Annotated in this window: 26 protein-coding genes; 6 read left to right on the top strand and 20 right to left on the bottom strand. The window is 69.0% G+C overall.

Going from position 1 to position 21,778, the window contains the following annotated elements; translation table 11 throughout:
* Nucleotides 1–254: 254 nt before the first annotated feature.
* From KUG41_RS10045 to KUG41_RS10035, 3 genes are read left to right on the top strand one after another with little or no spacing between them, the layout of a single operon-like run.
* Complete coding sequence (locus tag KUG41_RS10045; RefSeq protein ID WP_254217095.1) at nt 255–1,193, top strand: YihY/virulence factor BrkB family protein; 939 nt, start codon at nt 255–257, stop codon at nt 1,191–1,193.
* Nucleotides 1,194–1,243: 50 nt separating this feature from the next.
* Nucleotides 1,244–1,480 (top strand): glypican, encoded by a 237-nt coding sequence (locus KUG41_RS10040; protein WP_216903750.1) that lies wholly within the window; start codon nt 1,244–1,246, stop codon nt 1,478–1,480.
* Complete coding sequence (locus KUG41_RS10035; protein ID WP_216903748.1) at nt 1,480–1,902, top strand: FYDLN acid domain-containing protein; 423 nt, start codon at nt 1,480–1,482, stop codon at nt 1,900–1,902. The genes KUG41_RS10040 and KUG41_RS10035 overlap by 1 nt, the downstream gene beginning before the upstream one ends.
* Nucleotides 1,903–1,911: 9 nt before the next feature.
* On the opposite strand, the gene KUG41_RS10030 is transcribed toward KUG41_RS10035, so the two are convergent.
* The 5 genes from KUG41_RS10030 to KUG41_RS10010 form a co-directional block, all read right to left on the bottom strand.
* The gene (locus KUG41_RS10030) at nt 1,912–2,346 is read right to left on the bottom strand and encodes a DUF2834 domain-containing protein (protein ID WP_371734110.1); all 435 of its coding nucleotides are present in this window, start codon (nt 2,344–2,346) and stop codon (nt 1,912–1,914) included.
* Nucleotides 2,343–2,564 (bottom strand): exodeoxyribonuclease VII small subunit, encoded by a 222-nt coding sequence (gene xseB / locus KUG41_RS15630; RefSeq protein WP_371734109.1) that lies wholly within the window; start codon nt 2,562–2,564, stop codon nt 2,343–2,345. Before xseB ends, KUG41_RS10030 begins: the two co-directional genes overlap by 4 nt.
* A 150-nt stretch (nt 2,565–2,714) precedes the next feature.
* Nucleotides 2,715–3,989, bottom strand: a complete 1,275-nt coding sequence (xseA, locus tag KUG41_RS10020; RefSeq protein WP_216903744.1) for an exodeoxyribonuclease VII large subunit — start codon at nt 3,987–3,989, stop codon at nt 2,715–2,717.
* Between the two features lie 8 nt (nt 3,990–3,997).
* Nucleotides 3,998–4,219, bottom strand: coding sequence for a hypothetical protein (locus tag KUG41_RS10015; protein WP_216903742.1), 222 nt, complete (start codon nt 4,217–4,219; stop codon nt 3,998–4,000).
* A gap of 227 nt (nt 4,220–4,446) precedes the next feature.
* Nucleotides 4,447–4,593, bottom strand: coding sequence for a chlorophyll a/b-binding protein (locus KUG41_RS10010; RefSeq protein WP_216903740.1), 147 nt, complete (start codon nt 4,591–4,593; stop codon nt 4,447–4,449).
* 111 nt (nt 4,594–4,704) lie between these two features.
* Here KUG41_RS10010 and KUG41_RS10005 point away from each other — a divergent pair, with 111 nt between their 5' ends.
* Complete coding sequence (locus KUG41_RS10005; protein WP_216903738.1) at nt 4,705–5,580, top strand: HAD family hydrolase; 876 nt, start codon at nt 4,705–4,707, stop codon at nt 5,578–5,580.
* Between the two features lie 28 nt (nt 5,581–5,608).
* Here the strand turns inward: KUG41_RS10005 and hrpB are convergent, their stop codons facing one another.
* From hrpB to KUG41_RS09990, 3 genes are all read right to left on the bottom strand, one after another.
* On the bottom strand, nt 5,609–8,218 hold the full coding sequence (gene hrpB / locus KUG41_RS10000) for an ATP-dependent helicase HrpB (RefSeq protein WP_216903737.1): 2,610 nt from the start codon (nt 8,216–8,218) through the stop codon (nt 5,609–5,611).
* A complete protein-coding gene (locus tag KUG41_RS09995) occupies nt 8,196–8,582 on the bottom strand; it encodes a hypothetical protein (protein ID WP_216903735.1) in 387 nt (128 codons plus the stop codon). The genes hrpB and KUG41_RS09995 overlap by 23 nt, the downstream gene beginning before the upstream one ends.
* Before the next feature lie 61 nt (nt 8,583–8,643).
* Complete coding sequence (locus KUG41_RS09990; RefSeq protein ID WP_216903764.1) at nt 8,644–8,934, bottom strand: DUF2973 domain-containing protein; 291 nt, start codon at nt 8,932–8,934, stop codon at nt 8,644–8,646.
* A 254-nt stretch (nt 8,935–9,188) separates the two neighbouring features.
* Between KUG41_RS09990 and KUG41_RS09985 the strand changes: the two genes are divergently transcribed.
* A complete protein-coding gene (locus KUG41_RS09985) occupies nt 9,189–10,316 on the top strand; it encodes a trypsin-like peptidase domain-containing protein (RefSeq protein ID WP_216903733.1) in 1,128 nt (375 codons plus the stop codon).
* 33 nt (nt 10,317–10,349) lie between these two features.
* Here KUG41_RS09985 and KUG41_RS09980 read toward each other — a convergent pair whose 3' ends face one another.
* The 5 genes from KUG41_RS09980 to KUG41_RS09960 all read right to left on the bottom strand — a co-directional run bounded on the left by KUG41_RS09980 (nt 10,350) and on the right by KUG41_RS09960 (nt 13,701).
* Nucleotides 10,350–10,619 carry a hypothetical protein gene (locus tag KUG41_RS09980; protein ID WP_216903731.1) on the bottom strand — a complete coding sequence of 90 codons (270 nt, stop codon included), beginning with the start codon at nt 10,617–10,619 and terminating at the stop codon, nt 10,350–10,352.
* Between the two features lie 172 nt (nt 10,620–10,791).
* A complete protein-coding gene (locus KUG41_RS09975; protein WP_216903729.1) occupies nt 10,792–10,956 on the bottom strand; it encodes a hypothetical protein in 165 nt (54 codons plus the stop codon).
* Between the two features lie 99 nt (nt 10,957–11,055).
* Entirely contained in the window at nt 11,056–12,786 is a 1,731-nt protein-coding gene (locus KUG41_RS09970; protein WP_216903727.1) for an ATP-binding cassette domain-containing protein, read from the bottom strand.
* A 260-nt stretch (nt 12,787–13,046) separates the two neighbouring features.
* Entirely contained in the window at nt 13,047–13,304 is a 258-nt protein-coding gene (locus KUG41_RS09965) for a hypothetical protein (RefSeq protein WP_216903725.1), read from the bottom strand.
* An 88-nt stretch (nt 13,305–13,392) separates the two neighbouring features.
* Nucleotides 13,393–13,701, bottom strand: coding sequence for a hypothetical protein (locus tag KUG41_RS09960; protein ID WP_216903724.1), 309 nt, complete (start codon nt 13,699–13,701; stop codon nt 13,393–13,395).
* Between the two features lie 217 nt (nt 13,702–13,918).
* Between KUG41_RS09960 and KUG41_RS09955 the strand changes: the two genes are divergently transcribed.
* A complete protein-coding gene (locus tag KUG41_RS09955; protein WP_216903722.1) occupies nt 13,919–14,251 on the top strand; it encodes a hypothetical protein in 333 nt (110 codons plus the stop codon).
* On the opposite strand, the gene KUG41_RS09950 is transcribed toward KUG41_RS09955, so the two are convergent.
* From KUG41_RS09950 to KUG41_RS09920, 7 genes are all read right to left on the bottom strand, one after another.
* Nucleotides 14,240–15,379 (bottom strand): anhydro-N-acetylmuramic acid kinase, encoded by a 1,140-nt coding sequence (locus KUG41_RS09950; protein WP_216903720.1) that lies wholly within the window; start codon nt 15,377–15,379, stop codon nt 14,240–14,242. The two genes, KUG41_RS09955 and KUG41_RS09950, sit on opposite strands and share 12 nt — an antisense overlap.
* Before the next feature lie 5 nt (nt 15,380–15,384).
* Nucleotides 15,385–16,089, bottom strand: coding sequence for a TrkA family potassium uptake protein (locus KUG41_RS09945; RefSeq protein WP_216903719.1), 705 nt, complete (start codon nt 16,087–16,089; stop codon nt 15,385–15,387).
* Nucleotides 16,090–16,151: 62 nt separating this feature from the next.
* On the bottom strand, nt 16,152–17,531 hold the full coding sequence (locus tag KUG41_RS09940; RefSeq protein ID WP_371734108.1) for a potassium transporter TrkG: 1,380 nt from the start codon (nt 17,529–17,531) through the stop codon (nt 16,152–16,154).
* Nucleotides 17,528–18,163, bottom strand: a complete 636-nt coding sequence (locus KUG41_RS09935; RefSeq protein WP_216903717.1) for a peroxiredoxin — start codon at nt 18,161–18,163, stop codon at nt 17,528–17,530. The genes KUG41_RS09940 and KUG41_RS09935 overlap by 4 nt, the downstream gene beginning before the upstream one ends.
* 79 nt (nt 18,164–18,242) lie before the next feature.
* Nucleotides 18,243–19,889 carry a GTPase HflX gene (hflX, locus tag KUG41_RS09930; protein WP_216903715.1) on the bottom strand — a complete coding sequence of 549 codons (1,647 nt, stop codon included), beginning with the start codon at nt 19,887–19,889 and terminating at the stop codon, nt 18,243–18,245.
* Nucleotides 19,886–20,563, bottom strand: a complete 678-nt coding sequence (locus KUG41_RS09925) for an HAD-IA family hydrolase (RefSeq protein ID WP_216903713.1) — start codon at nt 20,561–20,563, stop codon at nt 19,886–19,888. The genes hflX and KUG41_RS09925 overlap by 4 nt, the downstream gene beginning before the upstream one ends.
* Nucleotides 20,560–21,774, bottom strand: coding sequence for an NAD(P)/FAD-dependent oxidoreductase (locus KUG41_RS09920; protein ID WP_216903711.1), 1,215 nt, complete (start codon nt 21,772–21,774; stop codon nt 20,560–20,562). The genes KUG41_RS09925 and KUG41_RS09920 overlap by 4 nt, the downstream gene beginning before the upstream one ends.
* Nucleotides 21,775–21,778 lie beyond the last annotated feature (4 nt).

Genomic DNA, 21,778 nt, shown 5'->3' with positions numbered 1-21,778 from the left:
TTGGGGGGTAGCCCCCTGCAAAAATAGCTCGATGCCAGGTAAAACTTCTCCATATCCCCGGCCAAGTGTCGGGGGACTGGACAAAAAGCCACCCGAATGGGTGGCTTTTTTGTTGGCCGCTGGGGGTGGTGGCTGCTCTGTTGGGGTGGTGGACTCCCTCCCTCTGCGGGAATTGGAGGCTCTGCCGGGGCTGGAGGCGGATCGGTTCAGCCTGAAGCGAAGCCTTGACCGCTCAGACGCCATGATGCCTTGTGTTGCCGATTCGCATCCTCGAGCATGGAGCTGTTGTGAGCTGGCGCCGTCGCTTTCGGCCTTTCTGGAAGGCCTATGCCCTGTGGTTGAGGGCGGATTGTGTCGATCTCAGTGCTGCTTTCGCTTATCACACGCTTCAGTCTTTCTTCCCGGCCCTGCTGATCGCCCTTTCGGTGGCCTCCCGGGTCCTGGGTCGGGACGTCGAGCGCTCAGACCGACTGATCCAGCTGGTGGCCCAGGTGCTGCCCTCGTCGGCGTTGCCGGCCTTCGAAGCCACCCTGCTGCGCTTCACCAACCAGGGATTCGGGGCAGGGATCCTGGGCCTGGTGCTGCTTGCCCTCAATGCCAGCAACATCTATCTGACCCTGCAGCGGGGCGCTGATCGACTCTGGTGGAACGGGCCCTTCGGATTCGATCATCTGACCTGGTATGAGCACCTGCGTCGCTTTCTCACCCTGCGCCTCAAGGCTTTGCTGATGTTGCTGGCGGCCGGGCTGCTGATCGTCATCGATCAGCTGGTCACCACGATTCGGCTGTTCGGCTCCAGGGGCTTCCATGACCTGCTGCAGTCCTATCTTCCGGAGCCGATCCGCTGGGTGGGCTCCCTGTCATTCGGGCTGGATCTTCTGGTCTCCCTGCTGATCAGTTTCAGCGCCACCCTGCTGTTTCTCTGGCTTCTGCCTTCTCGACGCATTCGTCTGCGGGCCCTGTTGCCCGGGGCCCTCCTGGTGAGCGGAGGCCTGACCCTTTCCAATCTGCTGCTCGGCAGGAGTCTGCTGGCCCTCGGGCTGCGCTTCCAGGCTTATGGCGTGGTGGGTGGTGTCCTGCTGCTGACCCTCTGGGTGTGGTTGCTCGGGGCTGTGATCTATTACGGCCAGTGCTTCAACGTCGTCCTGTCCGGCGGCACGGCGGGGGGGCCATCCACACCGTTGCCCCGCTGATGGCGGGCCGATTTCGGGTGAAGATAGGAAGGTCTTGAACCCAAGAACCTTTGGCCAAGCCCGTGCTGAGGATTCACCCCCTGCCCGCCAGCCTGGCGCTGGTCAGCATGGCGGTGGGAGCCGTGGTCCTGATCGGCCTCACCACCCTGGCGCTGGTTCCCCTGCTTCTGGGGCTCGGGCTGCTGGCCTGCTGGCTGGTGGCGGCCCTCCTGCTCGGGTGGGCCGGTGTGGAAGGTCTGGCGGCCCTGGAGCGCTGGTTCGAGAACGATCCGCGCTTCCAGCGCTGATGGAGCGTCGCATTCCCTGGCTGTGGATCGGTGTGGCGGCGGCCCTGCTGCTGGTGCCCACCTCCGCCGGCCGCCTGCTGCTGGATGTGATCGGTGGCCTCACCCTCACCCTGCTGCTCCTGCCGCTGCTGGCGGGCGGGGTTGCCCTGATCGGCTGGCAGCTGGTGAAGCGGCGCCTTCGCACCTGCCCCAGCTGCGGTTTCGCCAGTCTTGGCACCGATGTCTGTCCGGCCTGCGGCAGCAGCTTCGCTCCCGGTGACTCCGCTGCCACTGCATCTGACTCCGGCAGTTCACCTTCCTTCTGGGGCCCCGGGAACCGTGAGGAGATCGACGCCAGGGACGTCACCATCAATGTGGAGGCCGTCGATCTCGGTGGGTCCGCCAAGGAGTCTTCCGGCCCCCGCGACGCCAGCTCCTCCTGACGGCACGCCTCAGCCTTTCTTTTCGGAATCAGCTGCAGGGCCATCCCCTGTTCCTGCTTCGCGTTCCAGTTCCTGCAGACGTCGTTCGCGCAGGTGCAGGAACAGAGGCGCGCCGAAGGCGAAGGCGATCGTCGCGCAACTCAGCAGCACCCACGGCAGACCGCGCAGACGCAGGCGTCTGGTTTCCACCACCATCCAGAGGATGACGGCGGTGGCACCGATCGCCAGATCGCTGGACAGGGAGCGGGCTGCCGGATTGGCATTCGCCATGCGTACGAACAGCCCGAGATCGAACGCCGACCCCTGGTCCCGGATGAAGTCCAGGTTGGCCATCCAGGGCAGCACGCCGCCGGCCACGGCCAGGGCCAGGTAGAGCCAGGCCATCCAGCCGATGCCACCGGGACCTGCGGCCGGGGGGTGCTGACGGGCTGTGTCCTCGCTCATGGGGTGTAGGGGGTGGGCGCCGAATCCGGCTGGGAGGGATCCCACTGCATCACCTCCTGTTCCACCTGGCTGAGCACCGATTCGCAACGGTCGGCATAGGTCTGGGCCCTTCGATAGAGATCGGCCATCTTCTCCACATCCAGGTCCTGATCCTGGAGCTGGGCCAGGCACAGTTCAAGGGCCGTCTGGGCTTCGCGGAAGCTCAGTCCATCGGCCACCCCGGCTTCGGATGTTCCCGGCGACGGCGCCTCTGCCGCTGCTCGGGGTGGGCCGGACCGGCTGGATGATTTGGCCACTGCAGGGAATGGGGGGCTGTGGGAGAGGAGAGGAACCGTTCCATGCCGGAGGGCCCGGCGATCATGCTGGCTTCAGCCTGACAGGGGTTCTGTCTGTCCGGACGGATCGGGCCACGGCTTGGTCGGATGGGGACTTTCCTGGAGCATCGGTGAAGCCTGAGGCCCGGGAGGTTCCGGCGCGATGACCTGCACCTCCAGCATCAGCCTGCCATCGGCCAGCTCCGCGGTGAGCGGTTCGCCCACCCTGATCTGGAGAACTGAGCGCAGCAGGCGGCCCTCGCCGTCCCGCAGGAGGCTGAATCCCCTTGCCAGCAGATGCCGTGGGGACAGAGCCTGCAGCAGCTGACGCTGCTGGCCGAGCCACTGCTGCCGCTGCCGCACCAGGCCGGCCGGATGGAGCCGTCTGAGTTGCTCCAGCCGGGCCACCAGCCGCTCGCGGGCGGCGCTGATGCGCAGGGTCAGCAGCCGCAGCAGATGGCCGCGTTCCTGCTCCAGGGCGCGGATCACCTGGCTGCGTTCCGGCAGCACGGCCACCAGGGCAGCGGTGGGGGTGGCGGCCCGATAGTCCGCCACCAGGTCGGCGATGGTGACGTCGTCCTCATGGCCGATGCCGCAGATCACCGGCAGGGGTGCCGCCGCCAGCGCGCGGGCCAGCTGCTCTCCGTCGAAGACGACCAGATCCTCCCGGCTGCCGCCTCCGCGGGCCAGCACCAGGGCTTCGATGCCCAGGGCGCTGACCTGACGACCGAGTGACTCGACGGCCTCAACGATCTGGGATTCCACGTTCCCCTGAACCGGGATCGGCACCACCAGCAGGGAGGTGGCGGGCCATCGCTCCCGGGCGGTGCGCAGCATGTCGGAAAGGGCGGCGCTGGGCACGCTGGTGAGCAGGGCGATGCGGCCGGGCCACCGCGGGAGAGGGCGCCTGCGTCCGGGATCGAACAGCCCCTCCGGCTCCAGGCGGCTGCGCACCTGGTCGAAGCGGCGCAGCACGGTGGTCAGGCTGGGCCGCACATCCAGCACCTGGACGGTCAGGCTGGCGCGGGCTGCCCAGAAATTGAGCTTGCCCACCACGACCACTCCATCCCCTTCCTGCGGGACGAAGCTGAGCTTCTGCAGCTGGGAGGCCCAGATCACCGCCTGGATGCTGGCCTGGCCGTCGGCCAGGGTGAGCCAGAGGTGCCCCTTCTTCTGCTGGGGACGCCCCACGGTGGCCTCGAGCAGGAAGCGCGGGGCGAATCCCCGCTCAAGCAGGGAGCCGATGGCCTGATTGAGTTCGGCGACCGTGAAACGGGGAATCCCGTCGTTCTGGCGGGGGGAGCCTGGGCTGCCCGTGACCGTGAGCATGGGGTCAGTCAGTGCTGGAGCTTGCGGTAGCAGAGCCACCAGTAGAGGCTCAGCAGACCAGCTACCAGGGCGATGACCCGACCCGCTGGATGGTCGGCCCGGATCAGAGAGGCCCCTGTGATCACCAGCGCACTGCTGAGCAGCCGGGACCCATCGCGGCGGTTGCCCACATAGAACCGGGGCGGGGCAGACCGGGGCGTGGAAGGAGGAACGGCACCGGTCGGGGCCATCGCGAAGGGAAGGGCAGAGACGGGACTCAACCTAGGACCGCGCTCCAAGCCAGGGAATCCCTGCCGGACAGCAAATCCTTGGCATCACGCAAAGCCTTGGCATCAGGCAAAGCCTTGGCATCAAGCAAAGCCTTGGCATAAAAAAGCCGCCGGGAGCACCGGCGGCCACAACCGCAGCCTGGATGTAGGGCCTGAGCGGAGCAGGGGATGGTCTGGGGCTGACCGGCTCAGCCGAGACCGATCTGGGCCAGAATGCCCTGACCAGTGAGGACCTCGGTCGCAAGGCCGATCACGAAGCCCATCATGGCCAGGCGGCCATTCCAGGTTTCGGCGAAGTTGACGAAACCGAAGCGGGGCTGGGAAGCGTCAGTCATGGAAGTAAACCTCGGTGGAACCCTGACTGTAACGAAACATGGAGGGTTCTTGACAGTGGCAGGGGCTACAAACTCATGGGTGGGTTGCACGGTTGACAGCCGAGCCCCTCGATGACAAGCTCTCCGCCCCAGGCCCAGCCCGCCCCGCGCCGCTCCCTGTGGGGGCCAGGACCTGGAGATCGGCTGCGGACTCCCCGGGTCCTCTTCCAGGCACACCTCGCCGCACCGCTTCCCAGCGGCCCCGATCTGGTGCTGGTCACCGATCTGGACGGAACCCTGCTGGAGGGGGCCCTCCCGACCCGCCGCCGGGTCTACGACTGGCTGGCGTCCCAGCGCCACCGGGTGCTGCATGTCTTCTGCACGGGGCGCGACCTGCGCTCCGTGGCCCGGCTGCTGGCCGAGCAGGCCGCAGTGGGGCTCCGGGCGCCCCATCTGGTGATCGGCGACGTGGGCTGCACCGTGGCCTGCGGTACCACCCTCATCCCCCTGCCCCTCGCCCTGGAGCCGATCGAGGCCCTCTGGCAGGGGCGGGCGGAGCGGGTGCTGCCCCTGCTGGCCGGGATGCCCGGCCTGTCCCCCCATCCCCTCAGCGCCGACCGGCGCCTGGCCTACGGCATCGATCCCCGCAGGCTCGACACCAGCCGGCTCGCGGCGGTGGAGGCCCACGGGGTGGATTGGCTGGTGTCGGGCGACAAATACCTCGACATCCTGCCGGCCGGGGTCAACAAGGGCAGCACCCTGCTGGGCCTGCTGGAGTGGCTCGAACTGGAAGAGGCCCTGGTGGTCACCGCGGGTGATTCTCTCAACGATCTGGCCATGTTCGAAACCGGGCTCCAGAGCGTGATGGTCGGCAACGCCGAGCCCGGACTGGTGCGGGCCCTGCCGGGGCTGGCCCGCACCTACCGGTCCCGGGCCCATGGTTGCGACGGCATTCTCGACGGGTTGCGCCACTTCGGCTTCGGCCATCTCTTCGATGGCCTCCTCTGAACGCCGACAGGTCGGCATCGGAGCCGGATCAGGGCGCGGCCGCCGGGCCCTGCCCCCGACCCTGCCGCGCCAGGGCGGCCTTGGTGCGGGCACTGGCGATGCCCTGGCGGGGATCCTCCGGCCAGGGATGGCGGGGGTAGCGGCCACGCAGCTCCCGGCGAACGTCCGCATAGCCCTGGCTCCAGAAGCCGGCCAGGTCACTGGTGACCGCCGCGGGCCTTCCCGCCGGCGACAGCAGCTCCACCCGCACCGCCAGCCGGCCATCCAGAACGGTGGGTCCTGTGAGAGAGCCGAACATCTCCTGCAGTTTCACCGCCAGCACCGGAGTGCCGCTGGCGTAGTCGAGAGGCACCCGGCGGCCGGAGGGCACCGGCAGGGCCACGGGCAGCAGGCGATCCAGTTCCCTGCGCAGGGACCAGTCCAGGTCGTGCCAGAGAATTTCCGTCAGGTCGAGCTGCTGCAGATCCTGCAGGCTCCGCTGCCCTGTCAGGTGGGCGCCCAGCCACTGGCCGGGATCCAGGCGCAACGCCTCCGGTGAGCGGTCGGGCCAGGGATTCCCCAGGTGCCGGTGGGCGAGGGTCAGGCGCTGCTGCAGCTGGCGGCTGGAGCGGGTCCAGGGCAGCACCTCCAGTCCCAGTCGCTCCAGACCCTCCAGCAGGGCCCGCTGCACCGGCTCCCCAGTGGCCTCGGGCCAGGGCCGGCGCTCCAGCACCAGGGCACCGGCCCGCCGCAGGCGCTCGCAGCGCACCCGCTGGTCGGTGCCATCCCAGCGGGCTTCGGTGCACTCCTCCACCTCCTCCGCCACCAGTTCCTCCAGGCCACGGCGGGAGAGGGCCACCGCCAGTCGCACCCGGGCCTCCTGGCCCTGACCATCGACGCTGGCGATCGCCAGGGCGTCGGCACCGGCCAGGGGATCTCCAGGAGGAAGCGAGGCCCCGCGGCCGCAGCGCATCAGGAAGCGCCCGTCTCCCCGTCCCCGGCCCAGGGCAAGCCGTTCCGGATAAGCCCAGCACAGCAGCTGGGCCGCCCGGACATCGTCGCTTTCACCGACCACCATGCCGCCACTGCCACTGCCACTGCCACTGCCACCGCCACCGCCGCCCAGCTGGCGGCGGAGCTGGGCCTGCAATTGCCGCCAGGGCCCGGGATCGCCGGGCCGATCTTGCGCGCCGAGGTTTCTGCGATCCTGCCGCAACCAGTCGAGACGACGCATCAGGTCGCTGCCCGCTTCGCGGCGATCGAGGGGATCCCGTTCGCTCAGCAGCACGGCCACGGCACAACCCAGCGTCTCCCAGCCCCGTTCCCTGGCCCGCAGCAGCATGTGGGCGAGACGGGGGTGGAGCGCCAGCCGGGCCATGCTCCGGCCGTGGTCGGTGATGCGGCGGCGGTCGTCGATCGCCCCCAGCTGCTGCAGCAGGGCTTGGGCCTCCTCCAGGGAACGCCGGGGAGGGGACTGGAGCCAGGGCAGATCGTCGCCCTCGGCGCTGCCCCATTCCGCCAGCTGCAGGGCAATTGGCAGGGGATCCACCATCAGCAGTTCCGGCAGATCGAAGGCGGGACGCCGTTGCTGCTCCGCGGCGGACCAGAGCCGCACACAGCGGCCTGGCCCCAGCCGGCCGGCCCGGCCCCGTCGCTGCTCGGCGCTGGCCTGGCTGCAGGGTTGGGTGACGAGTCCGTCCATGCCCGTGGCTGGATCGAAGCGGCTGAGGCGGCTGAGGCCGCTGTCAATCACCAGACTCACCCCGGCGATGGTGAGCGAACTTTCCGCCACTGCGGTGGCGAGCACCACCTTGCCCGCCGCCTGGCTGGCAGAGGCGATCGCCCGGCCCTGGGCCCCGAGGGGCAACTGGCCATGGAGGAGAGCGCAGTCCAGTCCGGCCCCCCAGGGGCTGGCTTCGATGGCCCTCCGTGCGGACTCCAGCTCCGCCAGACCCGGCAGGAACACCAGCACCGTGCCGCGGGGGGCCGGCTGGGGCAGCCAGTGCGTTTCCAGGGCCCGCAGCACCTGGCGTTCCAGTCGCTCATCGGGCCGGGGCGGCTGGTACTCGACTGCGACCGGGTGGCTGCGGCCCTCGCAGTGAATCACCTCAGCCCCATCCAGATCCCCCGCCAGGGGCTCCAGATCGAGGGTGGCCGACATCACCAGCAGCCGCAGCTCGGGCCGCAGCAGGCTGCGGGCCTGGCGCACCAGCGCCAGAGCCAGGTCGGCCTCCGCCTGGCGTTCGTGAAACTCGTCGAAGATCACGCAGGCCACACCCTCCAGGGCGGGATCTGCCTGGAGCCGTCTCAAGAACAGCCCGGCGGTGACGACCTCCAGCCGGGTGGCGGAGGAGGTTCGCGATTCCAGTCGCACGCTGTAACCCACCCGTCCACCGAGGGGTTCGCCCAGGTTGGCGGCCAGGCGCTGGGCGGCGGCGCGGGCCGCCAGGCGCCTGGGCTCCAGCATCAGGATCTTTCCTGCCTCCGCCAGGTGATCCAGCAGCGCCAGGGGCACCCTTGTCGTCTTGCCGGCGCCCGGTTCTGCCTGCAGCAGCAGGGTGGAGCCGGGCCCCATCGCAGCTGTGATGGCCGCCAGGCGACCGTCGATCGGCAGGGGGGATCGCAGCGGGGCCAGGTCAGCGCACGTGACGGATGCCATCCACCGGGTGGTAAGCCTCGCCGGTCGTTTCCTCGTAGACGATCGCAGGAAGTCCCGTTTCGAACATCGTCTGCAGGGCCTCCTTCAGGTAGGGATTCCAGCCCCCGGTCGTGACCTTGCCGTGGCGGACGGTCCAGTCCCAGGTGCCCTGCAGATCCCGGGGGATCCTGCCCTCGCGATCCCTGCGGGCGACCAGATCCTGGGATTCGACGATGCCCACCAGAATGGGATCCTTGCCGTAGGAAGGCGTGATGCTGAGCTCGAGCCGGATGGGATCATCCTTCACCATCTTGAGGCGAAAACGTGGCGGCAGCTTCAGTGCTCCGAGCACGGCCGCCACGATTCGCGTTCTCTGATCAACCATCGATTCTCGCCGGTTAGCGCGTTCACCTCAGGGAGCCTATTCAGCGACCGGTCAGGCCGGCTCAGTTCGGATCGGCAGGAAAGGCCGGTTGTTCGTTGTCGCCGCTGAACCGCACGGTGAGCAGATCTTCCTGGGTGAGCTGACCATCGGCGTCCAGGAGTTCGGGATGGATCGTCAGCCGTCCGGTGCGGTCGCTGGCCTGACCTTCCCGCTCAGACCCGAGGGCACCGGTGTCACCGGGCCTGGGGACGGCTCGGAAACCCTGGCCCATGACCCGGAACGCCTGCCACAGGAGCAGCACGAAGCAGGCCCCGTAGACGATGGGAAAGATCTGGGAGAGAAAGGGGGTCATGGCGCGATGGGGATCCCGCGTCACGCGGCATCCATCCCATCATCGCCCGTCCGACGGCGCGGTGGCGGTGGCCAGCATCCAGGCCCAGAGGGTGGTGCAGGCAGCTCCAAAGGCGAGAAAGGCCAGTAGCAGACGGCTTGTGTCCATGTCTCGATAGAAAAGTTAACAAATCATAGCGGATCAGGCCGGTTTGCCTCCCCTTCCTTCCCACCGGCGGCTTGTCTACGGTTTTCGTCTATCCGTGCCTTCCCGCGATGCCTTCCTCCCGCGTTCTTGCTGCGGCTGCGGCAGGGCTCGCCACCGCGACCGTGGCCGTCTCCCTGCCGGCCTTCACCGCTCCAGGCCTTGCCCGGCCGGCGGCCTCCGCTCTCGGGCGCCAGTCCTTCGTCGCGGACGCCATCCGCCGGGCGGGCCCGGCCGTGGTCACCATCGACACCGAGCGCACGGTTCAGTCGGCAGCCACCGGAGGCCTGCCCAGGGGCCTGCTGAACGATCCCCTCTTCCGGCAGTTCTTCGGCATCCCCCAGCAGGGATCACCATCCCGTCGCACCGAACGGGGTCAGGGGAGTGGCGTGATCCTGCAGTCCGATGGGCTGGTGCTCACCAACGCCCACGTGGTGGATCAGATCGACCGGGTCACGGTGGGCCTTGAGAATGGCCGCCGCTACGAGGGCCGGGTGGTGGGGCTCGACAAGCTCACCGATCTGGCGGTGGTGCGGCTTGTGGGGGCAGGCCCGTGGCCGGTGGCCCCCCTCGGCAATTCCGATGCCCTTCAGGTGGGGGACTGGGCGATCGCGGTGGGCAATCCCTTCGGCCTCGACAACACGGTCACCCTCGGGATCATCAGCAGCCTGAACCGCAACGCCAGCAAGCTCGGCATCACCGACAAGCGGTTGGATCTGATTCAGACCGACGCCGCCATCAATCCTGGAAATTCCGGCGGACCGCTGCTCAACGCCGATGGAGAGGTTGTGGGAATCAACACCCTGGTCCGCTCGGGCCCGGGGGCTGGTCTGGGATTTGCAATTCCGATCAACCGGGCCCGCACCATCGTCAAGGAACTGGTGGCCACCGGGCGGGCGACACACCCGATGATCGGCGTCGGCCTGGACGAGATCAGAAGTGGCGACGGCAGAGGTGAAGGCCGCGGCGCGGTCGTGGTGTCCGTGCAGCCGGGTGGACCGGCGGACCGGGGAGGACTCATGGCCGGTGACGTGATCGTTGCCGCCGAAGGAGCGGCGGTGCAGGATCCTTCCCAGGTGATCACCGCCGTGGAACGGGCCGGCGTGGGGGGGATCCTGAATCTGACCGTGAATCGTCGAGGTTCGGTGGTGAACCTGCGTCTCACCCCCGGCGACATGGCCCTGATGCGCCAGGGGTGACAGCAGCGGTCGTGCTGGCTGAAACGTTCGGGTTCAGAGGATGTCAGCGGGGCCGTTGCCCCCTTCCGGTCGGAGGGAGTCGAGCATGGCTGCATCCGGCGACAGTTCGCTGCCGAAGCGGGCCGGAGACCCGAGTTGCTGACGCATCACCCACTGGGTGGCCGCCTTCTGGCTTTGCCAGGCCTGCAGCAGTTGCTTGGCCAGCCCCCGCAGGACCTGGGGATCGCCCGTGGCGTCGATGGCCCGGGTCATGCGCTCCAGCTCGAATTTCTGACCGAGGCTGAGGGCGAGGGGTTCGGACATGGTGGGCTCTGCGATGGGGCGTTGCTGACCGGCCCAAAGCTACAAACTGTTTCAAGTTGTCACGTAGCGGTTGCGACAGGGCTTACTGCCCGGTCAGGAAATCCGCTCAAGAAACTGGCCCTCGCTTCTGTTCGCCCGGCCTCGCCCGGCCCGCCCCGGCGCTCCGTGAGGCTCAGTGGCGCTCCCTGAGTTCTTCCACGCAGCGGGTGACACACTCCCCGTCCTCGAGGGAGCAGGTGGTGATGCATTCGAAGTACACCTCCATCGCATCCATCGTGTCCGCCGTGCCGGCGGGCTCCGCGCTCCAGCCGTCCGGGACGAGGGGCTGCGTGGTCATCAACTTTCCTCCGAGGGAGACCTTGTCAGACTATGCACACAGAAATCCCCCCACCAGTGAAATGAGTCTTCCTGCCTAGGGAACGATGAAGTTGTATGTTCAGCCGCCTTTGCGCGCGTCTTTCTGTGCGGCCTTGGCGCGCTGCTTGCGGCGCTGCTCCTGCCGTTTGGCGGCCTGTTGCTGCTCCTGTTTCATCCGGCCCTGCTCATCGGCCTCCTCCTTCTTTTTCTCCTGGTAGTAGGCGTAGTCACCCCGATAGAGCACCAGTTCGCCGTCGCGCACCTCCACGATCCGGTTGGCCACCCGGCCGATGAAGAAGCGGTCGTGGGAGACCAGCAGGGCGGCCCCCTCGTAGGCCATCAGGGCGTCCTCGAGCATCTGCTTGGCGGGGATGTCGAGGTGGTTGGTGGGCTCGTCCAGCACCAGCAGGTTGCAGGGCGTGAGCAGCATCAGGGCCAGGGCCAGCCGGGCCTTCTCGCCGCCGCTGAGTTTGGCCACCGGCTTGAACACCGTGTCGTTGCTGAAGCCGAAGCTGCCCAGCAGGGAGCGCACCTGGGTCTGGGTCCAGTCGGGCACGGCCTCGAACAGGGTGTCGATCACGGTCTTGGCCAGATCGAGGGCCTCGGCCTGGTTCTGTTCGAAATACCCCGCCACCACATGGTGCTCCCCCAGACCGGCCTGACCCTCGAGGGGGATCTCGTAGCCCATCACCAGCCGCAGCAGGGTGGATTTGCCCGCTCCGTTGGGGCCCACGAAGGCGATGCGGTCGCCCCGCTCCACCTCCAGGTTCGCCCCCAGAAACAGGATCTGGTCGTCGTAGCCGTGGGTGAGGTTCTCAATCGACGCCACCACCCGGCCCGAGCGGGGGGCGGGGGGGAAGGCGAAGCGCGGTCCGCCCAGCGATTCCAGCGGCGCTTCGATCCGCTCCACCTTGTCCAGCAGCTTCTCGCGGCTCTTGGCCTGGGTGCTGCGGGTGGCGCTGGCCCGGAAGCGGTCGATGTAGGCCTGCTGGCTGCTCAGTTCCTTCTGCTGGCGCTCGAAGGCGGCCTGGCCCGCTTCCCGTTCCAGGGCCTTCTGCTCCAGATGCTGGCTGTAGTTGCCCAGATAGGTGCGGGCCACACCCCGCTCGGTCTCCACGATCTGGTTGCAGACCCGGTCCAGGAAGGCCCGGTCGTGGCTGATCACCACCAGGGGGACGGTCTGGTCCACCAGGTAGGTCTCCAGCCACTGGATCGTCTCCACGTCCAGGTGGTTGGTGGGTTCGTCGAGGAGCAGCAGATCCGGTTCCTGCAGCAGGATCTTGCCCAGGGCGATGCGCATCTGCCAGCCGCCGGAGTAGTCCCCCACCGCCTTCTCGGCGGCCTCGGGGGTGAAGCCGATGCTGGGCAGCAGCTTGTCGATGCGGGCATCGAGCTCGTAGCCGTGGAGCGACTCGAAACGGCTCTGCAGCTGGCCGAGTTCGTCGATCAGGCGGTCCAGCAGGGCTGGATCGGCGGCGGCCTCCTCGGTGGCCATGGCGTCTTCCACCTGGCGCTGGCGGTTGAGCACCTGGGCGGCCTCGCCGAAGGCCTGGAAGAGTTCCTGGCGCACGCTGCGCGCCGGATCCACATCGAATTCCTGCTGCAGGTAGGCGATGCGTGGATCCCCCTGGCGCACCACCTGGCCGCTGGTGGGTTCCTCCAGGCCGGCGATGATCCGCATCTGGGTCGACTTGCCGGCCCCGTTCACCCCCACCAGACCGATGCGGTCGCCGGTCTTCACCTCCCAGGTGACGTCCTTCAGCACCTCACCGGTGGGATAGATCTTGCCGATGCGTTCGAGGCGCAGCACGGAGCGGAAGGCGGTCGCAGTGAGCGCATCATCCCTTGCCGGGGGTGTCCTGCAGACTGTGGGGCCGGCCCGCCCGTATCGTCAGGATGATCAAGCGTCTTGAGCAGATCGCCGCCCTGGTGGTGGCGGCCGGCCTGGCGCTGACGAGTTACTGGCTGTTTTTCAGCTGGGCCCAGGGAGGCGGCTCCCAGCGCCGGGAACCGCCCCGTCGCTCCCAGCTGGAGGGCCGTCGCCTCGCGCCGGGGCAGGGCCTGACCGGCTCAGAGACCGCCGCGGGCCTTGAGCAGCCACTGCTTGGTGGCGCCATCGTCGAGGCCGGCCAGGTGGGCCTTCACCTCTTCGCAGCTCACGGGCAGCCCCTGCTGCTCACCCAGGGCGACGATTCTGCTCAGGGCCCCGCTCGGGTCCTGCAGGGCCTGGCGGAACAGTGACTGGGTGAGCTCGGCATCGTTGCTGATGCGCCCGTAGAGCTCGGCGGCATTGCCAGTGGGGCTGCTGGCGGCGTTGCTGGTGGTCATCCTGGCCGGGATTCTCTCCTGACCTTATGGGCAACCGGGCCGCGGGCGCAGTCCCCCGCATCCGTTCGAAAGGGCGGCTGGAGCCTGTTCAGGCGGCGCGGGGGCTGCTGTCCTCCTCGGCTCCGCTGGCGGAGGCATCCTCCATCGTGCGGGCATCGAGGCAGAGCACCTTGCGGAGCTGGGCGTAATTGGCGGCGAGGGCCTGGCGCCCTTCCTGCTGGGCGCCGTACTCAGCGCGCTGCAGGACATGGTGCAGATGGGTGAGCAGGTAGGTGCTGATCACGGCCGAAACCAGCACGTCGCTGCGTTCCGCCGTCTGACGCCGGCGGCTCTGGCGGCTGCCAGGTTCCCGGGCGGTGTCGGAGCCGGCGGGTCGGGACTGGGTGGATCGGGCCATGGCGGAAGCGGCCGGTGGGCCGTCGGAGGGGACGGAGGAGGGCAGAAGAAACGCGGTGGCGGAGAGGCTGACCTGGCGAGACCCCGGCCGGGGTGGCTGAGGGGTGACCTGGTTCCACAAGCTTGGTTGCACAACCTTACTCCTGGATACTACCCATGACAGTCACTGTACACTTTTTCGTATCCAGCCGGATCCCAGCGGCACCCTCCTCCAGCCCGTGCCCACCCGTCAGACCTCCTCCAGCGGCAAGCCCAAGTCGCCGCGGATTCAGGTCGTCCTGCCGGAGGAGCTCTGCGCCCGTCTCGCCGCCCTGGCGGAGAGCGAGTCGCGCACCGTCAGCAACATGGCCAAGGTGCTGATCCAGCAGGGGGTGGAACGGCTCGAGCGGCGGCGTCCCCCCGAGCCGGTTCAGGCGTCCTACCCAGCCGGCCCCGCCGCCGCCGCCGACCGCTTCCGCCAGGAGCTCGAGCAGCAGGAGCAGGGTGGAACGCGTCGCCTGCGCGGCGCCCCCCGCCGGCTGCGCCTGCGCCAGCCGCCCTCATCCACCTGAAGGGGGCGGTGAGGCGATCACCCCCAGCACCGCCGCCCGGCGGGCCCCGGTGACCGAAGGCAGGGAGCCTGGATAGCTTCGCTGCCGCCACCAGGCCAGCAGAGCGAAGGCCAGGGCTTCCCGGTGCTCATCGGCGATGCCGCAGCTGGCCAGGCGGCGCACCGCCATGCCCCTGCAGCGGCGCCGCAGCTGCTCCATCAGGAAGCCGTTGCGGGTGCCGCCGCCGGCCACCAGAAGCTCCAGGGGCCGGACTCCCCGGGCCAGGTCCTGGCCGACCACCGCTGCCGTGAAGGCCGTCAGGGTGGCCAGGGCGTCGGCCGGATCCACCTCCTCGCCCAGGTCGGCCAGCCGCCGCTCCAGGTCGGCGGATCCGTACAGCTCCCGGCCGGTGGATTTCGGCGGTGGCCGCTGTAGGTAAGGCTCCTGCAGCCAGTGCCGGATCCGTGCTTCGTCGATCCGGCCCTGGCGCGCCCAGGCCCCATCTGCATCGAACGGGCGGCTCCCCCCGCTGAAGCGGGCCACGGCCAGGTCCAGAAGGGTATTCGCGGGGCCGCAGTCCCAGCCCAGCACAGGGTTGCCCCGGTCAGGCCCCGTGGCGGGAGGGAGCAGGGTCAGGTTGGCGATGCCGCCCAGGTTGAGCAGGGCCCGCCAGCCGCCGATGGAGCCCAGCAGGGCGGCGTCCGCCGCCGGCACCAGGGGGGCGCCGTGGCCGCCCAGGGCCAGGTCGGCGCTGCGGAAGTCGAACACGACCGGTCGACCCAGCAGTTCCGCCAGCAACGGTCCCTGCAGCAACTGCCAGCTGGCACCGCGGCGCTCCCCCTGCGGCGGGCGGTGCCACAGGGTCTGGCCGTGACAGCCCACCAGCTCGGCCCTGCCCTCGGGATCGCAGGCCAGGGCGGCGAGGGCCTGCTGCTCGGTGAGATCCTCGGCCAGGGTCAGCAGGGCCTCGGCGTTCAGGGGCGTTCCCTGGCCCACGGCCACCAGTCGCTCGCGCAGGTCGGCCGGGTAGGGGGTGTGGGCCCCCGCCAGGATCCGCCAGCGGGGCCGGGCCGATCGTCCGCGCAGGTCGACCAGCACGGCGTCAACCCCGTCGGCGCTGGTGCCGCTCATCAGGCCCAGCACCCGCATGGCCTTCAGTGGGACGGCAGGGCTTCGAGGGCTTCGCTGCTGCCCATCACCACCAGCAGCTCGGCTTCGTTGAGCACATGGGACGCGGGCGGGTTCACGGTGAGCTGGTTGGCGGGCCCGGCGGCCAGCACGCTGACGTTGTAGTTCTTGCGCAGGTTCAGATCCCGCAGCGACTGGCCCACGAAGGACGCCGGCACCTTGATCTCCTCGATGCTGTTGCGGTCGTCGAGGCGGAGCCGCTCGAGCAGGTTGGGCCGGATCAGTTCCATGCCCAGGCGGGTCCCCTGCATCTTGGAGGGAAACACCACCTTGTCGGCGCCGACGCGCCGCAGCATCTTTTCGTGCAGGTCGCTGGTGGCCCTGGCGATCACCTGCTTCACCCGGCTGCCGCTGCCGTCCTTGACGATCAGGGTGGCGGTGATGCTGGCGCCGATCGGTTCACTGATCGCCACCACCACCGTGCCCACGTCAAGGGCGCCGGCGGCCCGCAGGGCCTCCTCGTCGGTGCAGTCCACCACCCGGGCCTCGATGGCCGTGTCCATCTGGCGCAGCTCATCGATGGCCCGCTGAGAGTTGTCGATGGCCAGCACCTCGGCGCCGTTGCGCACCAGCTCCTTGCAGACGGCACTGCCGAAACGGCCGACACCGATCACCGCGTAGCTGTTGGAGGTGTCCTCCTCGCTTCCCTGCCAATGCCACCACTGGTTCATGAGGCCGACGTCGGGAGAGGCATGGGGGAAAGGGGGTGGAGGGAAGAGGGCGCGGGCCTAGCTCAGATGTAGAGCTCTTCGCGCGGGTACCCCACCCGATTCTGGGGCCGGATGCCGTAGAAAGCGGAGAGCAGCAGCAGAATGCCGATCCGGCCCACGAACATACCCACCATCAGCACCAGCTGGCCCCAGTGGTTGAGCTGACTGGTGACACCCACGTCGAGACCGACGGTGGCGAAGGCGGAGATGCAGGTGAACAGCTTTTCGAGAAAGGTGAACGCCTCGCTGCCCGGGGTGCCGGCGGTGGTGTCGCCCAGCCCCAGCAGCAGGGCCATGGCGAGCACGAACAGGAGTGAGCCGAGGGTGACGCCCACGGCCTTGAGGATCACCTTGGCGGGGATCTCCCTGTTGCGGACCACCACCTCGTCGTGCCCGCGCAGGGTGGAGCGGGTGGCGGCGATCAGGGCCGCGAAGGTGGTGGTCTTGATGCCGCCGCCGGTGCCCCCGGGGCTGGCGCCGATGAACATCAGGGCGATCATCAGCAGCAGGCCGGAGTCGGAGATCGTCTCGGCACTGATGGGGATCGTGTTGAAGCCGGCGGTGCGGGTGGTGATCGACTGAAACAGGGTGACGGAAAGCTTGTGCGGCAGGCTCATCTGCTCCACCATCCCCTCGGTGGCGAAGTGTTCGGTGAACAGCAGCCCCACGGTACCGATCGCGATCAGGGCGAGGGTGCTGCGCAGCACCAGCCGGGTGTGGAGGCTGAGGCGGCGGAGGCGGCCCAGCCGGAAGCGGTTCACCCAGATGTCGTTGGTGACCCGCCAGCCGATGCCCCCCATCACGATCAGCAGACCGATCACGCCATTGACGACGGGCTGGTTCTGATAGCCCACCAGGCTGTCGCGCCAGAGGCCGAAGCCGGCGTTGTTGTAGGCGCTGATGCAGTGAAACAGGGAGGCCCAGAGCCGCTGGCCCCGATCCGGAATGTCGGTGAAACCGAAGTTGTACAGAATCATGGTTCCGATGCCGATCACCACCGCCGCGATCAGCAGGATCTGGTTCAGGGTGGGGCCGATGCCGCCGACGCCGAACTCATCGAGGGCCCGTCCCTTGTCGAGCCGGTGACGCAGACCAGAGCGTCCCTGCACGAATCCCTGCAGGAAGGTGGTGATCGCCATCAGCCCCAGGCCCCCGGTGAGGATCAGCCCGGCCAGGGCGATCTGGCCGGGAAGGGTGAGTTCGGTGCCTACGTCGATGATCGACAGGCCCGTGACGGTGATCGCCGAGGTGACGGTGAACAGGGCCTCCCAAAGGCCCACCTCATCCGTGGAGCAGAGAGGGCTGGCCATCACAAGGGTGCCGATGGCAATCACCAGCACACCGGTGACCACGGTGAACTGGGGCACCGTCAGACGGTGCCGCCAACTCTGCAGTCGCTTCACGTGTTGGGCTGGGGGGTCATCCGGAGGTAGGGACGAATTTCAGTGACCCCTTTGGGGAACTTCTTACGGGCCTCGTCGGTGGGGATCGAGGGAACCACAACGCAGTCCTCGCCTTCCTGCCAGTTCACCGGGGTGGCCACCTGGTGGTGGTCGGTGAGCTGAAGGGAGTCGATCACCCGCAGGATCTCAGCGAAATTCCGGCCCGTGCTGGCTGGATAGGTGATCTGCAGACGCAGTTTCTTGCTGGGATCGATGATGAACACCGAGCGCACGGTCAGGTTGCTGAGGGCATTGGGATGAATCATGCCGTAGAGGCTGCTCACCTTCTTGTCGCTGTCAGCAAGGATCGGGTAGTCGACGATGGTGCACTGGGTTTCGTTGATGTCGCCGATCCAGCCCTTGTGGCTTTCTGCCGAATCAACGCTCAGGGCGATGGTTTTGACGTTGCGTTTCTCCCATTCGGCCCGCAGCCTGGCGACTTCACCGAGCTCCGTGGTGCAGACGGGGGTGTAGTCGGCGGGGTGGGAGAAGAGCACCACCCAGCTGTCGCCGGCGAAGTCGTAGAGGTTGATCGGGCCGAGCTGGGACTCCTGGGTGAAATCGGGGACGGTGTCGCCCAGTTGCAGGGTCATAGGAGAAAAATTGAAGCTTCTCGATGCTGGCACAGGGCGGGGTGCGCCCGTCGGCGCCGCCGTGGGACGGGGGCCGGCCCTAGGGCCAGCGCTGCAGCTCCCGGCGCAGATGCTGGAGGCCCAGATCGGCCGTGGCCGAGACGAACAGCACGTCCGGATCCATGGCCCTGGCGCGCTCGAGTTCACCGCTGGGGCAGCGGTCGATCTGGTTGCCGATCACGCGTCTGGGCATGGTGGCCTCCAGGGAATCCAGGATCGACTGCACGGTGGTGAGCTGCTCGGGCCAGGCCGGGTCCGCCAGGTCGACGACAATCAGCAGGCCGTCCGCATCGAGGGCTTCCTCGAAGGTGGAGCGGAAGGCCTCCATCAGCTGGGGGGGCAGGTCGCGGATGAACCCCACCGTGTCGGTCACGAGCAGCGGCAGGTTGCCCGCCGGGGACCCTTCGGTCCGCTCGATGCGGCGGGTGGTGGGATCGAGGGTGGCGAACAGCTGATTCTCGGCCAGCACGGCTGCGCTGCCGCTGGCTCCTGTGAGGGCGTTGAGCAGTGAGCTCTTGCCCGCATTGGTGTAGCCCACCAGAGCCACCCGGGGGAGATCGCGACGGCCCTGGCGCAGCCGGGCCCGGTGCTCTCCCAGCCGCTGCACCTCACGCTGCAGCCGTTCGATGCGGCGGGCGATGGCGCGCCGGTCCTTTTCCAGCTGGGTTTCCCCCGGGCCCCGGGTGCCGATGCCCCCTCCCTGTCGCGACAGGCTCAGACCTCGGCCGGTGAGCCGCGGCAGCCGGTACCGCAGCTGGGCCAGCTCCACCTGCAGCCGGCCGGCGCCACTGGCAGCCCGCTGGGCAAAGATGTCGAGGATCAGTTCGCTGCGGTCGCTCACCGGCAGATCCAGCAGGCGTTCCAGGTCACGGGCCTGGGCCGGGGTCAGCTCCCGGTCGGCCACCACCAGGCTGGCGCCGAGGCGGCGGGCCTCCAGGGCCGCCTCCCGCAACTTGCCTTCTCCCCAGGGGCTCCGGGAGACGGGGCCATGGCGGCGCTGCTCCACCCGGCCCACCGGTACGGCGCCGGCGCTCCGCACCAGGCCTTCCAGTTCAGCGATGCGCCGGTCGCTCAGGGCCCGGTCGCCGCTGGTCTGGACCAGCAGGAGCACCTGCTCGGGCCCGTCCAGGGCCGGTGGGGGGGACGCGGCGGCTGGTGTCCGCACCGCAGCGACAACGGCGGGGTCACGGCCGCAGAGATCGGCCAGGTCTCCCTCCAGGGAGGGGTGCCAGGGGCTGTCGCCCGTGCTGGTCGGGGTGTGGATCGCCGCCGGCCAGCGTCCGCCGGCCTCGGATTGCGGGCCGAAGCGCAGCCAGAGCTCCGGCGCCAGGTCCATCCCCACCACAGCCTCCTGGGGGGAAGGGTTCAGCTGGGGCTGGCGTCCCGTCCCCGCACAGGTGAGCAGCCGCAGGTCGCCGCCCTGGCGCCGGGCCGGGCCGGGGAGCTTCTCCAGCAGACGTGCCGCCTGATCCAGCTCTCCCACCCAGAGCAGCCGGCAGAGCCCCCGACTGTCCACCACCAGCGTCAGGGGCAGCTCCAGGTTGCGGGCCTCGGCCGCCAGCCGCTGCAGGGTGAGCAGATCGGCCACCGCATCGCTGGGATGGCGCCGATGACAGAGGCTCTCCAGCCGTCGCCGCTCCGCGGGCCTCAGACCCGTTGTTCTGCCGGCCAGCACCCCTTGCCTCAAGGACGCCGCACCAGCAGGCAGCGGATGCCGGCCGCCCCGGCCCCCGCCCGATCCTCCGGACTGTCGCCCACATGCCAGACCTGGCTGGCCGTCAGCCCGAGGGAGTCCAGCGCCAGCTGAAAGGGCAGGGGCGAGGGTTTGGCGGCCCCGGCGCTGCTCGAGACCACCACCCGCTCGAACAAATCCCCCAGTCCCAGGCCCTCCAGCAGGGGCTGCAGGCGACGGTCGAAGTTGCTCACCACGGCAAGCCGCAGGCCCGCCCGGTGCCAGCGATGCAGCACGGCGGGCACCTCTGCATAGACGTGCCACAGGGAAGGGTCGGCGAAGCGATCGAACAGGGCGTGGTGCAGGGCCGTCGGGGCGGGCGACGCTCCAGCGCCCTCCGCCCCCGCCGCCTCGAGCACGGCGTCGATCCGTTCCCCCCACCAGCCCCGCTCCGCCTCCAGCAGCCGGTCGCCGTCGAGGCCGGGGAAGGCCAGGGGAGGTGCCTGGCGCAGCACATCGGGGAACGCCCGGTCGATGGCCCGGGCGTCCACGCTGATGCCGTGGTCGGCCGCCAGCGACGCATAGGTGTGACCGACCGTGACGCGCAGACCGATCAGGGTGCCCATGGCATCGAGCAGCAGTCCCCGGGGTCGCGGCCAGAGCTGCGCGGGACTGTCCGCCGGGATCATGGCGTCCAGTCGGCGAGCCAGCCTGCGGCCACCCGCAGCTGATGGGACCGGCCCGGCAGGCGGGTGAGGTAGGCCAGCCGACGCAGCTGGTAGGCGGCCGGACCGGCCAGGGTGACGCCTGCGGCGGTGAGGCTGGCTTCGCCGATGCCGAGGCTCATCATCTCGCCCAGGTCGTTCCAGCGGAAGGGCTGCAGCGGTTCTCCCCGCAGGGAGCGGATCAGGTTGTCGGCCAGCACAGGAGCCTGCTGGAAGGCCACCTGGGCCGTGGCCGGACTGGCGCTGCCGTCGGCCTCGCCCGGGACGGCGTCCGGGTCGAAAGGAGCGGCCAGATCCCCCGCCGCGAAGAGGTGAGGGTGGCTGTGCAGGCGCAGATCAGGACCACACAGCAGGCGTCCACGGCCGTCGCAGGCGGGAGCCGGATCGATCCGGGGCGGGCGAAAGCCCAGGCCTGCCGTCCACAGCACCGCCCGCACGGCCATGGTTTCGCTGTGGGGGGCCGTGTCGCCCTCCGGATGGCATCCCAGCGTGATGGTCTCGGCGCCCACCGCCTCCACCTGGGTGCGGGTGCGCAGCCGCACGTCGCGGCGTTGCAGGGCGAGGGCCGCCTGCTCCCGGTTGAAGGCCCGGGCCTGGGAGAGCAGCTGGGGCCCCTGCTCGATCAGTTCGATCACGGCACTGCCCGCGGCCATGTCGGCGAGCTTGCAGGCCAGTTCCACGCCCGTGGGACCGGCCCCGACAACGGCAATGCGCTGGAGCGGCCGGGGATGGGCCTTCAGGTCCGCCATCAGAGACTGAATCCGTTCGACATCGGCCAGGCTGCGGAAACCGAGGCTGTGGCGGTCGGCGCCCGGCACGGCGAAGGTGTTGCTCTCGGCGCCGGTGGCGACCACCAGCCGGCCGTAGGGCAGGCTGCGGCCTCCCGCTGTGTGCACCCGCTGGGCTTCGGCATCGATGCGGTCCACCCGGTCCTGAAGCCAGGCCACCCCCCGGCCTGCCAGCAGGCTGTCGTAGCGGGGGGCGATCTCCCAGCTGCGCAGTTCGCCGCTGAGCAGCTCGTAGAGCAGCGGCAGAAACAGGAACCGGTCGTTCGGCTCGATCAGCAGGACGGGGGGATGTTTCCTGTGTTCGGCAAGGGCAAGGGCGGTGTACAGGCCACCGAAACCACCACCGACGATGACGACGTTCTGGGCTGGTGCCGGGTCCCCTTGCATGGAC

Origin of the sequence: Synechococcus sp. CCY 9618 (genome assembly GCF_019038415.1) — a bacterium.
Taxonomy (GTDB): Bacteria; Cyanobacteriota; Cyanobacteriia; order PCC-6307; family Cyanobiaceae; genus Cyanobium.
Note: the sequence above shows the minus strand (reverse complement) of the source record. Positions and strands in the feature narration are given on the sequence as shown.

Coding starts and splice junctions, on each gene's coding strand:
- KUG41_RS10035 (WP_216903748.1), top strand. CDS start 1,480: ATGGAGCGTCGCATTCCCTGGCTGTGGATCGGTGTGGCGGCGGCCCTG.
- KUG41_RS10030 (WP_371734110.1), bottom strand. CDS start 2,346: ATGAGCGAGGACACAGCCCGTCAGCACCCCCCGGCCGCAGGTCCCGGT.
- xseA (WP_216903744.1), bottom strand. CDS start 3,989: ATGCTCACGGTCACGGGCAGCCCAGGCTCCCCCCGCCAGAACGACGGG.
- KUG41_RS10015 (WP_216903742.1), bottom strand. CDS start 4,219: ATGGCCCCGACCGGTGCCGTTCCTCCTTCCACGCCCCGGTCTGCCCCG.
- KUG41_RS10010 (WP_216903740.1), bottom strand. CDS start 4,593: ATGACTGACGCTTCCCAGCCCCGCTTCGGTTTCGTCAACTTCGCCGAA.
- KUG41_RS10005 (WP_216903738.1), top strand. CDS start 4,705: ATGACAAGCTCTCCGCCCCAGGCCCAGCCCGCCCCGCGCCGCTCCCTG.
- hrpB (WP_216903737.1), bottom strand. CDS start 8,218: ATGGCATCCGTCACGTGCGCTGACCTGGCCCCGCTGCGATCCCCCCTG.
- KUG41_RS09995 (WP_216903735.1), bottom strand. CDS start 8,582: ATGGTTGATCAGAGAACGCGAATCGTGGCGGCCGTGCTCGGAGCACTG.
- KUG41_RS09990 (WP_216903764.1), bottom strand. CDS start 8,934: ATGACCCCCTTTCTCTCCCAGATCTTTCCCATCGTCTACGGGGCCTGC.
- KUG41_RS09985 (WP_216903733.1), top strand. CDS start 9,189: ATGCCTTCCTCCCGCGTTCTTGCTGCGGCTGCGGCAGGGCTCGCCACC.
- KUG41_RS09980 (WP_216903731.1), bottom strand. CDS start 10,619: ATGTCCGAACCCCTCGCCCTCAGCCTCGGTCAGAAATTCGAGCTGGAG.
- KUG41_RS09975 (WP_216903729.1), bottom strand. CDS start 10,956: ATGACCACGCAGCCCCTCGTCCCGGACGGCTGGAGCGCGGAGCCCGCC.
- KUG41_RS09965 (WP_216903725.1), bottom strand. CDS start 13,304: ATGACCACCAGCAACGCCGCCAGCAGCCCCACTGGCAATGCCGCCGAG.
- KUG41_RS09960 (WP_216903724.1), bottom strand. CDS start 13,701: ATGGCCCGATCCACCCAGTCCCGACCCGCCGGCTCCGACACCGCCCGG.
- KUG41_RS09950 (WP_216903720.1), bottom strand. CDS start 15,379: ATGCGGGTGCTGGGCCTGATGAGCGGCACCAGCGCCGACGGGGTTGAC.
- KUG41_RS09945 (WP_216903719.1), bottom strand. CDS start 16,089: ATGAACCAGTGGTGGCATTGGCAGGGAAGCGAGGAGGACACCTCCAAC.
- KUG41_RS09935 (WP_216903717.1), bottom strand. CDS start 18,163: ATGACCCTGCAACTGGGCGACACCGTCCCCGATTTCACCCAGGAGTCC.
- KUG41_RS09925 (WP_216903713.1), bottom strand. CDS start 20,563: ATGATCCCGGCGGACAGTCCCGCGCAGCTCTGGCCGCGACCCCGGGGA.
- KUG41_RS09920 (WP_216903711.1), bottom strand. CDS start 21,774: ATGCAAGGGGACCCGGCACCAGCCCAGAACGTCGTCATCGTCGGTGGT.